Below are 12834 nucleotides of genomic sequence, written 5' to 3'. Positions count from 1 at the left end.
GTACCACCGACGTAACCGGTTCGATCGAGCTGCCAGCCGATAAAGAAATGGTTATGCCAGGCGACAACGTGTCGATCACCGTTAAGCTGATCAACCCGATCGCTATGGAAGAAGGTCTGCGCTTCGCAATCCGCGAAGGTGGCCGTACCGTTGGCGCCGGCGTGGTTGCCAAGATCATCGGCTAAGGATAGGCCGACTACCACCGGACTCGATCCGGTGGTATAATCGATATCCTTTAAAGTTTTACGTAGGGACGTAGCTCAATTGGCAGAGCGTCGGTCTCCAAAACCGAAGGTTGGGGGTTCGATGCCCTCCGTCCCTGCCACCGAATTCTGGTGCAGGGCACCGAAAGTAAAATTACATGTCAAATCAATCCGTGCAGACTGTTAGCACGTCGAATGACAAGATCAAGGTTGCACTGGCGATAGTCGCTGCAATCGCAGGTGTAGTCGGGTTTTACTACCTGGCAGACAAACCAGCTCTGGCACGCGCAGGTGTGCTTGTAGCTGGTTTGGCTATTGCGGCTGTGATCTTGTGGACCTCGACGACTGGCCGTGAATTCCTGAATTTCGCTAAAGAATCCGTTCGCGAAACGAAAAAAGTTGTGTGGCCTAGCCGTCGCGAAGCGACCCAGATCACCGGCATCGTGTTCGTGTTCGTGCTGGTCATGGCGTTGTTCCTGTGGGGCACGGATAAGACTCTCGAATTCCTGTTGTACGACGTCATTCTGGGTATACGAAAATAATGAGCGAAAATGTGCAAGATGAAGCAATGGGCGTCTCCGGCAACGGCGACGCTTCGGCGCAAGAAGCTGGCGCAGCGCGAATCAGCACGCCAGTAAGCAACAAGCGCTGGTATGTTGTACATGCGTATTCCGGCATGGAAAAAAGCGTCCAGCGTGCGCTGGCTGAGCGTGTAGAACGCGCCGGCATGCAGGACCAGTTTGGCCAGATTCTGGTACCGACCGAAGAAGTGGTCGAAGTCCGCAACGGCCAAAAGTATGTCACCGAACGCCGTTTCTACCCTGGCTATGTGCTGGTAGAGATGGAAATGACCGACGAAACCTGGCACTTGGTGAAAAACACCAGCAAAGTGACTGGCTTCATTGGTGGTAAATCGAACAAGCCGACGCCGATTCCGGCGCGCGAAATCGACAAGATCATGCAGCAAGTGCAGGATGGCGTCGAGAAGCCACGGCCGAAAGTGCTGTTCCAGGTGGGCGAAGATGTCCGCATCAAGGATGGCCCGTTCACCGACTTCAACGGCGCCGTCGAGGAAGTCAACTACGAGAAATCGAAAGTGCGTGTCTCGGTTACCATTTTCGGTCGCGCCACTCCAGTCGAACTGGAATTCGGTCAGGTAGAAAAAGTATAAGCAGCACCGTTCGCCAGAACGGGCGACGGTGTAAAAACCTGACAAATCTGGCAAAAGAGGAGCCCCGCCCTGCAGAATGCGCATGGTGGGGCGCTACTACTCATTCCAAAGCATAGGAGCCATCATGGCAAAGAAAATCATTGGTTTTATCAAGCTGCAAGTGCCAGCTGGTAAAGCAAACCCATCCCCACCGATTGGTCCAGCACTGGGTCAGCGCGGTCTGAACATCATGGAATTCTGCAAAGCTTTCAATGCGCAGACCCAAGGTATGGAACCAGGCATGCCGATTCCTGTCGTGATCACCGCGTTCGCTGACAAGTCCTTCACCTTCGTGATGAAGACCCCACCAGCAACCTTCCTGATCAAGAAGCATTCGGGCGTTACCAAAGGTTCGGCCAAGCCACATACCGACAAAGTCGGTAAGCTGACCCGCGCTCAAGCGGAAGAAATCGCTAAATTGAAAACCCCAGATCTGACCGCTGCTGACATGGATGCTGCTGTACGCACCATCGCTGGCTCGGCTCGTTCGATGGGCATCACGGTGGAAGGTCTGTAATCATGGCAAAACTGTCCAAACGCGCTCAAGCTATCAAAGCCAAAGTTGATGGCACCAAATCGTACTCGTTCGACAACGGCGTTGCTCTGATCAAAGAACTGGCTACCGCCAAGTTCAACGAATCGATCGACGTGTCGGTACAACTGGGTGTTGATCCTAAGAAATCGGACCAGGTAGTGCGTGGTTCCGTCGTGCTGCCAGCTGGCACCGGCAAAACCGTTCGCGTTGCTGTGTTCGCTTCGGGCGACAAAGCTGAGCAAGCTAAAGCTGCTGGCGCTGACGTTGTTGGTATGGAAGATCTGGCTGAGCGCGTCAAAGCCGGCGACATGCCTTTCGATATCGTTATCGCTTCGCCAGACACCATGCGTATCGTTGGTACCCTGGGTCAGATCCTGGGCCCACGTGGTCTGATGCCTAACCCGAAAGTTGGCACCGTGACCCCTGACGTGGCAACCGCTGTGAAGAACGCCAAAGCTGGTCAGGTACAGTACCGTACCGACAAAGCCGGTATCATCCACGCGACCATCGGCCGTAAATCGTTCAGCGACGCAGACCTGAAGAGCAATCTGCTGGCTCTGATCGACGCACTGAACAAAGCTAAACCAGCATCGAGCAAAGGTGTATACCTGCGCAAGGTATCGCTGTCGTCCACCATGGGCGCAGGCGTACGTCTGGACCAAGCTAGCCTGGTAGCCTAAAACAATTGGGTGTCAGTGCGGGACATGCGCAGCATGTTCGCCCTGATACCCACTAGTTAGACAAAATTAAGTCCTCTTGACGCCGTCGTGCGGCAGGGGGCAGTTCTTTGGGCTGGTGCTGCTTCCGGGCAGCATCAGGCAATCAAAGACCGCTGGGCTGGATGCATCAGGTAGGTATCCGGTTAATTGAGTTTCACCCAGCGCAGATGGTGTACCCGATCAAGTTTCGTAGTCCATAGGACTCCTAAACCTCGGACGCCGTTGTTCGAACCGATGGCAGGATTTCCCGCCATCATTTAAGGAGGTTGACCGTGGGTCTCAATCTGAATGACAAAAAGGCCGTCGTCGCCGAAGTTTCCGCAAAAGTAGCAACTGCGCAAACTATCGTCGTGGCCGAATATCGTGGCATCCAGGTTGCTCACTTGACGCAACTTCGTGCTAAAGCGCGCGCTCAAGGCGTGTACCTGCGAGTGTTGAAAAACACCCTCGCACGTCGCTCCGTTGAAGGCACGCAATTCGCCGCTCTGGCCGATAGCATGACCGGTCCGCTGATCTACTCGATCTCGGATGATGCCGTTGCAGCAGCTAAAGTCGTCGCTGACTTTGCTAAAACCAACGACAAACTGGTTATCACGGCTGGTAACTACGCAGGCAAACAGCTGGATAAAGCTGCTGTTGTCGCGCTGGCGAGCATTCCTTCCCGTGAAGTTCTCATTTCGCAGCTGTTGGGCGTTATGCTGGCTCCGGTGTCGGGCTTTGCACGTGGTCTGGCTGCTCTGGCAGCGAAAAAATCCGAAGGCGCTCCTGCTGTTGCAGCAGAAGAAGCCCCAGCAGCGTAATTCATTACGCGCTGGCAGCCTCAGTATGAGTGCTGCCGGGTTTTTTTCTCAAGTAGCTATCTGATGTATTAACGAATCAAAAAATTATTGGAGTTTCAAATGGCAATTAGCAAAGACGACATCCTGAACGCAGTGAGCGAAATGTCCGTAATGGACCTGAACGAACTGGTTAAAGCTTTCGAAGAAAAATTCGGCGTTTCGGCCGCAGCAATGGCAGCTCCTGCAGCTGGCGGCGCAGCTGCTGGTGGCGCTGCTGCTGAAGAGCAAACCGAGTTCAACCTGGTTCTGAGCGAAGTTGGCGCAAACAAAGTTGGCGTAATTAAAGCAGTTCGCGAAATCACCGGTCTGGGCCTGAAAGAAGCTAAAGATCTGGTTGACGGCGCACCGAAGACCGTTAAAGAAGCTCTGTCGAAAGCTGACGCTGAAGCCGCTAAGAAAAAGCTGGAAGAAGCTGGCGCCAAGGCCGATCTGAAGTAATCAAGTTGTACGGCGGCCGGCAGGGCGCTGGAGTATCATACTCCGGTAAACTGACTGGCCCCACCGAGCCAAAGTTGCGGATATCCTTCCGAAAGGGGGAATATCCGGCTTTGGCTCCTTTGTCGTCCTCGTCGTATTTGTAGCGTCGGTTTCGCGCTACAGTGGTACGCAGTTTATTGAAATCAGCTGGAAATGGTAGAAGTTTCAGGTTTCGTCTGTGTGACATGCAGCCGAACACCTTGTTGAACTAGGGCTATCGGCACTGGTGACACAGGCAAAACCTGAATTTTTTATCCTTTCTGTCACTCACGGAGTGTCCATGCACTACTCATTTACTGAGAAGAAACGCATTCGCAAATCATTCGCGAAGCGCGCCAACGTTCACCACGTTCCGTTCCTGCTGGCTACCCAGCTCGAGTCCTACCATAGTTTCTTGCAAGAAGACGTAGCACCGTCGACCCGCAAGAACGACGGCCTGCAGTCGGCCTTTACCTCGATTTTCCCTATCGTTTCGCACAATGGCTTTGCGCGTCTCGAATTCCTGTCGTACGTTCTCGGCGATCCTGCCTTTGACGTCAAGGAATGCCAACTGCGTGGTCTGACGTTCGCGTCGCCGCTGCGCGCCAAGGTACGTCTGGTGATCCTGGACAAGGAATCGCCGACCAAGCCAGTCGTCAAAGAAATGAAGGAACAGGAAGTCTACATGGGCGAACTGCCCCTGATGACCAGCACCGGTTCGTTCGTGATCAATGGTACTGAGCGCGTCATCGTTTCGCAGCTGCATCGCTCGCCTGGTGTGTTCTTCGAACACGACCGCGGCAAGACCCACTCCTCCGGCAAACTGCTGTTCTCGGCCCGTATCATTCCTTACCGTGGTTCGTGGCTGGACTTCGAGTTCGATCCGAAAGACATCCTGTTCTTCCGCGTCGACCGTCGTCGTAAGATGCCTGTGACGATACTGCTGAAAGCGATCGGCATGTCGCACGAGCAGATTCTGGCTAACTTCTTCGTGTTCGATAATTTCAACCTGCGTTCGGAAGGCGCAGAGATGGAATTCGTCGCCGAGCGCCTGCGTGGCGAAGTAGCCCGTTTCGACATCGTCAACAAAGAAGGCAAAACGCTGGTCCTCAAAGACAAGCGTATCAACGCCAAGCACGTGCGCGACATCGAATCGAATGGCATCAAGTTCATCTCGGTACCAGAAGACTACCTGCTGGGCCGTGTACTGGCGAAAAACATCGTTGATCCGGAAACCGGCGAAGTGGTGGCCAATGCCAATGACGAGCTGACCGAAGACGTACTGGCTCGCCTGCGCGAAGCCAACATCACTGAAATCCAGACCCTGTACACCAACGATCTGGATCAGGGCGCCTACATCTCGCAAACCCTGCGTATCGACGACACCGCTGACCAGATGGCAGCGCGCGTAGCGATCTACCGCATGATGCGTCCTGGCGAACCGCCAACGGAAGATTCCGTCGAAGCCCTGTTCAACGGCCTGTTCTACAGCGCCGACCGTTACGACCTGTCCGCCGTGGGCCGCATGAAGTTCAACCGCCGTATCGGCCGTGATGAACTGACGGGCGCCATGACGCTGTCGAACGAAGACGTGCTGGCCGTGATCAAGATCCTCGTTGAGCTGCGCAATGGCCGCGGCGAAGTGGACGATATCGATCACCTGGGTAACCGTCGTGTACGTTGCGTGGGCGAACTGGCCGAGAACCAGTTCCGCGCCGGTCTGGTACGCGTTGAGCGCGCCGTGAAAGAGCGTCTGGGTCAGGCTGAAGCCGACAACCTGATGCCGCACGACCTGATCAACTCGAAACCGATCTCGGCTGCCATCCGCGAATTCTTCGGCTCCTCGCAGCTGTCGCAGTTCATGGACCAGACCAACCCGCTGTCGGAAATCACCCACAAGCGCCGTGTTTCCGCTCTGGGCCCTGGCGGTCTGACGCGCGAACGCGCCGGCTTCGAGGTGCGCGACGTGCACCCGACCCACTACGGCCGTGTGTGCCCGATCGAAACGCCTGAAGGTCCGAACATTGGTCTGATCAACTCGCTGGCACTGTACGCCCGCCTGAACGAATACGGCTTCCTGGAAACCCCGTACCGTAAAGTGATCGACTCCAAGATTACCGACCAGATCGATTATCTGTCGGCCATCGAAGAAGGCCGCTACATCATCGCGCAGGCGAATGCCTCGATCAACGATGACGGCATCCTGTGCGACGAGCTGGTCTCGGCACGTGAAGCCGGCGAAACCATTCTGGTATCGCCAGAGCGCATCCAGTACATGGACGTGGCACCGGGCCAGATCGTTTCCGTGGCAGCTTCGCTGATTCCGTTCCTCGAACACGATGACGCGAACCGTGCACTGATGGGCGCCAACATGCAACGTCAGGCTGTACCTTGCTTGCGTCCTGAAAAGGCGCTGGTCGGTACCGGTATCGAACGTACTGTGGCAGTCGACTCGGGTACCACCGTACAAGCCGTACGTGGCGGTATCGTGGACTACATCGATGCAGGCCGTGTGGTGATCCGTGTTAACGACGACGAAGCGCAAGCTGGCGAAGTCGGTGTGGACATCTACAACCTGATCAAGTACACCCGTTCCAACCAGAACACCAACATCAACCAGCGTCCTATCGTCAAGCGCGGTGACCGTGTGGCCCGTGGCGACGTGATCGCCGACGGCGCATCGACCGACCTGGGCGAACTGGCTCTGGGCCAGAACATGACCGTGGCCTTCATGCCATGGAATGGTCTGAACTTCGAAGATTCGATCCTGATCTCGGAAAACGTGGTGAAAGACGACCGCTACACTTCGATCCACATCGAAGAGCTGTCCGTCGTTGCCCGTGACACCAAGCTGGGCGCGGAAGAAATTACCCGCGATATCTCGAATCTGGCGGAAAACCAGCTGGCTCGTCTGGACGAGTCGGGTATCGTCTACATCGGTGCAGAAGTACAGGCTGGCGACACGCTGGTCGGTAAAGTGACGCCGAAAGGTGAAACCCAGCTGACGCCGGAAGAAAAACTGCTGCGCGCCATCTTCGGTGAAAAAGCTTCGGACGTGAAAGACACCTCGCTGCGCGTGCCTTCGGGCATGGTCGGTACCGTGATCGACGTGCAAGTGTTCACCCGCGAAGGCATCGTGCGCGACAAACGCGCCCAGCAGATCATCGACGATGAACTGAAACGCTTCCGTCTGGACCTGAACGACCAGATGCGTATTGTGGAAGGCGATGCCTTCCAGCGTCTGGAAAAAATGCTGATCGGCCAAGTGGTCAACGGCGGTCCGAAGAAGCTGGCCAAAGGCGCCAAGATCACCAAGGAATACCTGGATGATCTGGACAAATATCACTGGTTCGACATCCGTCCAGCCGATGATACCGCTGCCACCGCGCTCGAAGCGATCAAGGAATCGATCAACGAGAAGCGTCACCAGTTCGATCTGGCCTTCGAAGAGAAGCGCAAGAAACTCACCCAGGGCGATGAACTGCAACCTGGCGTGCAGAAGATGGTGAAAGTGTATCTGGCTGTGAAACGTCGTCTGCAGTCGGGCGACAAGATGGCAGGTCGTCACGGTAACAAGGGTGTGGTTTCCCGTATCGTGCCAGTGGAAGACATGCCATACATGGCCGACGGTACGCCAGCCGACGTGGTACTGAACCCGCTGGGTGTGCCTTCGCGTATGAACGTGGGTCAGATTCTCGAGACCCACCTGGGCTGGGCTGCTAAGGGTCTGGGTATCCGTATCGGCGAGATGCTGCAACAGCAGATCAAAGTCGAAGAGATGCGCAAGTTCCTGTCCACCGTCTACAACGAGAATGGCCGTCCGGAAGATCTGGACCAGTTCGACGACGAAGAGATCATGAAGCTGGCCAACAACCTGAAAAAAGGTGTGCCATTTGCGACGCCGGTGTTCGACGGTGCGCATGAGTCGGAAATCCGCCGCATGCTGGACCTGGCTTACCCTGACGAGATCGCAACCAAGCTGGGCATGACCCCGTCGAAGAATCAGGTCACCATGTATGACGGCCGTACCGGTGAAGCGTTCGAGCGTAAGGTGACCGTTGGTGTGATGCACATGCTGAAACTGCACCACCTGGTCGATGACAAGATGCACGCCCGTTCGACCGGTCCATACTCGCTGGTAACGCAGCAGCCACTGGGCGGTAAAGCCCAGTTCGGTGGCCAGCGCTTCGGTGAGATGGAGGTGTGGGCACTGGAAGCTTATGGTGCCTCGTACGTGCTGCAAGAAATGCTGACCGTGAAGTCCGATGACGTGAACGGCCGTACCAAAGTGTACGAAAACCTGGTCAAAGGTGACCACGTGATCGACGCTGGTATGCCGGAATCGTTCAACGTGCTGGTGAAAGAGATCCGTTCCCTGGGTATTGATATCGACCTGGAACGCAACTAAGGCGCAAGCCCTGTTCACAAGTGCGTGTCCCGCCGGCCTGTCGCCGGCGGGACAGTTTAAAGAATTCATCACTACCTGGAGTGATACATGAAAGCCCTGCTCGATCTATTCAAGCAAGTACAGACGAACGAGACCTTTGACGCGATCAAAATCGGTCTCGCTTCGCCTGAAAAAATCCGTTCGTGGTCCTACGGCGAAGTTAAAAAGCCGGAAACCATCAACTACCGTACCTTCAAGCCTGAGCGCGACGGCCTGTTCTGCGCCAAAATCTTTGGCCCGATCAAGGATTACGAGTGCCTGTGCGGTAAATACAAGCGTCTGAAACACCGCGGTGTGATCTGCGAAAAATGCGGCGTCGAAGTCACGCTGGCCAAAGTGCGTCGTGAGCGCATGGGCCACATCGAACTGGCTTCGCCTACCGCCCACATCTGGTTCCTGAAGTCGCTGCCATCGCGCCTCGGTATGGTGCTGGACATGACCCTGCGCGATATCGAACGCGTACTGTACTTCGAAGCATATGTTGTGACCGATCCAGGCATGACTCCGCTGAAGAAGTGCCAGATCATGTCGGAAGACGATTACGCCGCCAAGTACGAAGAGTACGGCGACGACTTCACCGCCTTCATGGGCGCGGAAGGTATCCGTGAACTGCTGCGCTCGATCGACATCCACCGCGATGCCGAAACCCTGCGCGTGGAACTGAAGGAATCGAAGTCCGAAGCCAAGATCAAGAAATACGCCAAGCGTCTGAAAGTGCTGGAAGCATTCCAGCGTTCGGGCATCAAGCCTGAGTGGATGATCATGGAAGTGCTGCCGGTGCTGCCACCGGAACTGCGCCCACTGGTACCACTGGACGGCGGCCGTTTCGCGACCTCGGATCTGAACGATCTGTATCGCCGCGTGATCAACCGTAATAATCGACTCAAGCGTTTGATGGAGCTGCGCGCTCCAGAGATCATCACGCGTAACGAAAAGCGTATGCTGCAAGAAGCAGTGGACTCGCTGCTGGATAACGGCCGTCGTGGTAAAGCCATGACCGGCGCCAACAAGCGTCCGCTGAAATCGCTGGCTGAAATGATCAAAGGTAAGGGCGGCCGCTTCCGTCAGAACTTGCTGGGTAAGCGCGTCGACTACTCGGGCCGTTCCGTGATCGTGGTGGGTCCACAGCTGAAACTGCACCAGTGCGGTCTGCCTAAGCTGATGGCCCTGGAGCTGTTCAAACCGTTCATCTTCAACAAACTGGAACTGATGGGTCTGGCTACGACCATCAAGGCTGCCAAGAAACTGGTAGAGATCCAAGAGCCAGTGGTGTGGGATATTCTGGAAGACGTGATCCGCGAACATCCGATCATGCTGAACCGTGCACCTACGCTGCACCGTCTCGGTATTCAGGCCTTCGAGCCTGTGCTGATCGAAGGTAAAGCCATCCAGCTGCACCCACTGGTCTGCGCCGCATTCAATGCGGACTTCGACGGTGACCAGATGGCAGTTCACGTACCACTGTCGATCGAAGCACAGATGGAAGCCCGCACGCTGATGCTGGCTTCGAACAACATTCTGTTCCCGTCGAACGGCGAACCATCGATCGTTCCTTCGCAGGATATCGTGCTGGGTCTGTACTACGCGACCCGCGAAGCGATCAATGCGAAAAACGAAGGTATGCTGTTCCCTGACGTGTCGGAAGTCATCCGTGCCTACGACAACAAACAGGTAGAACTGACCACCCGTATTACCGTACGTATCGTGGAACACCCGAAAGATCCGGCTACCGGCGAATTCGTGCGTACCGTGACCCGTTACGAAACCACGGTGGGTCGCGCCATCCTGTCGGAAATTCTGCCTAAGGGCCTGCCGTTCAGCGTACTGAACCGCGCTCTGAAGAAGAAAGAAATTTCGAAACTGATCAACACGTCCTTCCGTAAGTGCGGTCTGCGCGCGACGGTAGTATTTGCTGACCAGCTGATGCAGTCGGGCTTCCGTCTGGCAACCCGCGCCGGTATTTCGATCTGCGTGGACGACATGCTGGTACCGCCACAAAAAGTCACCCTGATTTCGACCGCCGAGTCGGAAGTCAAACAGATCGAGCAGCAGTACGCTTCGGGTCTGGTGACCGCTGGCGAACGTTACAACAAGGTAGTGGACATCTGGGGCAAGACCTCCGACGAAGTCGGCAAGGCCATGATGGACCAGCTGAAGGTAGAAGACGTCATCAAGCGCGACGGCACCAAGTCGACGCAGGAATCGTTCAACGCGATTTACATGATGGCCGACTCGGGCGCCCGTGGTTCGGCAGCCCAGATCCGTCAGCTGGCCGGTATGCGTGGTCTGATGGCGAAACCGGACGGTTCGATTATCGAAACCCCGATTACCGCGAACTTCCGCGAAGGTCTGAACGTTCTGCAGTACTTCATTTCGACCCACGGTGCGCGTAAAGGTCTGGCCGATACGGCGCTGAAAACCGCGAACTCCGGTTACCTGACCCGTCGTCTGGTCGACGTGACCCAGGATCTGGTGGTGATCGAGGACGATTGCGGCACCTCCAACGGTACCGTGATGAAGGCACTGGTTGAAGGCGGTGAAGTGATCGAAGCACTGCGCGACCGTATTCTGGGCCGCGTGGCTGGTACCGACGTGATCAACCCTGAAACCCAGGCTACCCTGTACGAAGCCGGCACGCTGCTGGACGAAGACATGGTCGAAGAGATCGAACGTCTGGGCATCGACGAAGTGAAAGTGCGTACTCCGCTGACTTGCGACACCCGCTACGGCCTGTGCGCCAAGTGCTACGGTCGCGATCTGGGCCGCGGTCTGCTGGTCAACGCTGGCGAAGCCGTCGGTGTGGTGGCAGCGCAGTCGATCGGTGAACCTGGTACCCAGCTGACCATGCGTACCTTCCACATCGGTGGTGCGGCATCGCGTGCAGCAGTGGCCTCGTCGGTGGAAGCCAAGTCGAACGGTACCATCCGCTTCACTTCGACCATGCGTTACGTCACCAACGGCAAAGGCGCCCAGATCGTCATTTCGCGTTCGGGCGAAGTGCTGATCACGGACGACCACGGCCGTGAACGTGAACGTCACAAAGTACCATACGGCGCGACCCTGATCGTCAAAGACGGCATGGTCATCAAAGCCGGTACCGCGCTGGCAACCTGGGATCCGCTGACCCGTCCTATCATTACCGAATACGCCGGTACCGTGCGTTTCGAGAATGTGGAAGAAGGCGTCACCGTAGCCCGTCAGGTGGACGAAGTAACCGGTCTGTCGACGCTGGTGGTAATCGATGCCAAACGTCGCGGTTCGCTGACCAAAACCATGCGTCCGCAGGTAAAACTGCTGAACGACGATGGCCACGAAGTGAAGATCGCCGGTACCGAACACGCAGTATCGATCGGCTTCCAGGTGGGCGCGCTGATCATGGTGAAAGACGGTCAGCAAGTATCGGTGGGTGAAGTGCTGGCACGTATCCCGACCGAATCGCAGAAAACCCGAGACATTACCGGTGGTCTGCCACGCGTAGCCGAACTGTTCGAAGCACGTTCGCCGAAAGATGCGGGTATGTTGGCGGAAGTAACGGGTACTGTGGCCTTCGGTAAAGAAACCAAAGGTAAGCAGCGTCTGGAAATCACCGACATGGACGGCAACAAGCACGAGTTCCTGATTACCAAGGACAAGCAAGTGCTGGTGCACGACGGCCAGGTGGTGAACAAGGGCGAGATGATCGTGGACGGCCCGGCCGATCCGCAAGACATCCTGCGTCTGCTGGGTATCGAAGCGCTGGCCCGCTACATCGTGGACGAAGTGCAGGACGTGTACCGTCTGCAGGGCGTGAAGATTAACGACAAGCACATCGAAGTAATCGTACGTCAGATGCTGCGTCGTGTTCAGATCGTTAATGCTGGCGACACCGACTACATCGTCGGCGAGCAGGTTGAGCGTTCCGAACTGCTGGAAGAGAATGATCGCGTCACCAAAGATGGCAAGCTGCCAGCAACCTACGAAAACGTACTGCTGGGTATTACCAAAGCATCGCTGTCGACCGACTCCTTCATCTCGGCCGCATCGTTCCAGGAAACCACCCGCGTGCTGACCGAAGCTGCCATCATGGGCAAACGCGACGGTCTGCGTGGTCTGAAAGAGAACGTCATCGTGGGTCGTCTGATCCCTGGCGGTACCGGTCTGGCCTTCCACCGCGCTCGCAAAGAGAAAGAGCAGTGGGAAGTCGAAGAGCGTCAAGCTCTGCTGGCCGCCGAGAAAGCTGCGATGGCGAGCAGCGAAGCTGACGTCAGCGAAGTCGTTAGCCCGCAAGACGGCGAAGCGTAATCCTCGCGACTCAATGAAAACGGCACCCTCGGGTGCCGTTTTTTTTTACCCTGGGGTCAGGTCGGGCAAGATGCAGGGGTCAGGTCGGGCAAAGTGCAGTTTTTGAGAAAACGCAAAGAACGCACCAACGCCCGACCTGACCCC

At 56.2% G+C, this 12834-nt stretch carries 9 protein-coding genes and 1 tRNA gene; all 10 read left to right on the top strand.

The features are described 5' to 3' along the window. The coding region (locus tag GM655_RS21430) for an EF-Tu C-terminal domain-related protein (RefSeq protein ID WP_503826595.1) at window positions 1-185 on the top strand (185 nt) is incomplete at its 5' end. 64 nt (window positions 186-249) lie between these two features. Further along, window positions 250-325 (top strand) — tRNA-Trp (locus tag GM655_RS21425). A gap of 36 nt (window positions 326-361) precedes the next feature. Beyond that, the gene (gene secE / locus GM655_RS21420; RefSeq protein ID WP_155436701.1) at window positions 362-745 is read left to right on the top strand and encodes a preprotein translocase subunit SecE; all 384 of its coding nucleotides are present in this window, start codon (window positions 362-364) and stop codon (window positions 743-745) included. Beyond that, window positions 745-1374, top strand: coding sequence for a transcription termination/antitermination protein NusG (nusG, locus tag GM655_RS21415; RefSeq protein WP_155436700.1), 630 nt, complete (start codon window positions 745-747; stop codon window positions 1372-1374). The genes secE and nusG overlap by 1 nt, the downstream gene beginning before the upstream one ends. 124 nt (window positions 1375-1498) lie before the next feature. Further along, the gene (rplK, locus tag GM655_RS21410) at window positions 1499-1930 is read left to right on the top strand and encodes a 50S ribosomal protein L11 (RefSeq protein ID WP_155436699.1); all 432 of its coding nucleotides are present in this window, start codon (window positions 1499-1501) and stop codon (window positions 1928-1930) included. 2 nt (window positions 1931-1932) lie between these two features. Beyond that, window positions 1933-2628, top strand: a complete 696-nt coding sequence (gene rplA, locus GM655_RS21405) for a 50S ribosomal protein L1 (RefSeq protein WP_155436698.1) — start codon at window positions 1933-1935, stop codon at window positions 2626-2628. Window positions 2629-2939: 311 nt separating this feature from the next. Continuing rightward, window positions 2940-3467, top strand: a complete 528-nt coding sequence (gene rplJ / locus GM655_RS21400) for a 50S ribosomal protein L10 (RefSeq protein ID WP_371866922.1) — start codon at window positions 2940-2942, stop codon at window positions 3465-3467. Between the two features lie 99 nt (window positions 3468-3566). After that, entirely contained in the window at window positions 3567-3944 is a 378-nt protein-coding gene (rplL, locus tag GM655_RS21395; protein WP_155436696.1) for a 50S ribosomal protein L7/L12, read from the top strand. A 319-nt stretch (window positions 3945-4263) separates the two neighbouring features. Then, window positions 4264-8370, top strand: coding sequence for a DNA-directed RNA polymerase subunit beta (gene rpoB, locus GM655_RS21390; RefSeq protein ID WP_155436695.1), 4107 nt, complete (start codon window positions 4264-4266; stop codon window positions 8368-8370). Between the two features lie 87 nt (window positions 8371-8457). Beyond that, entirely contained in the window at window positions 8458-12690 is a 4233-nt protein-coding gene (gene rpoC / locus GM655_RS21385; protein WP_155436694.1) for a DNA-directed RNA polymerase subunit beta', read from the top strand. Window positions 12691-12834 lie beyond the last annotated feature (144 nt).

It is taken from the genome of Pseudoduganella danionis, assembly GCF_009720775.1.
GTDB lineage: Bacteria > Pseudomonadota > Gammaproteobacteria > Burkholderiales > Burkholderiaceae_D > Rugamonas > Rugamonas danionis.
This window is presented reverse-complemented; position numbering and strand designations above follow the sequence as displayed.

What these genes read in the sequence shown, in the direction of transcription:
- secE (WP_155436701.1), top strand. Translation starts at nt 362, where the DNA reads ATGTCAAATCAATCCGTGCAGACTGTTAGCACGTCGAATGACAAGATC.
- nusG (WP_155436700.1), top strand. Translation starts at nt 745, where the DNA reads ATGAGCGAAAATGTGCAAGATGAAGCAATGGGCGTCTCCGGCAACGGC.
- rplK (WP_155436699.1), top strand. Translation starts at nt 1,499, where the DNA reads ATGGCAAAGAAAATCATTGGTTTTATCAAGCTGCAAGTGCCAGCTGGT.
- rplA (WP_155436698.1), top strand. Translation starts at nt 1,933, where the DNA reads ATGGCAAAACTGTCCAAACGCGCTCAAGCTATCAAAGCCAAAGTTGAT.
- rplL (WP_155436696.1), top strand. Translation starts at nt 3,567, where the DNA reads ATGGCAATTAGCAAAGACGACATCCTGAACGCAGTGAGCGAAATGTCC.
- rpoB (WP_155436695.1), top strand. Translation starts at nt 4,264, where the DNA reads ATGCACTACTCATTTACTGAGAAGAAACGCATTCGCAAATCATTCGCG.
- rpoC (WP_155436694.1), top strand. Translation starts at nt 8,458, where the DNA reads ATGAAAGCCCTGCTCGATCTATTCAAGCAAGTACAGACGAACGAGACC.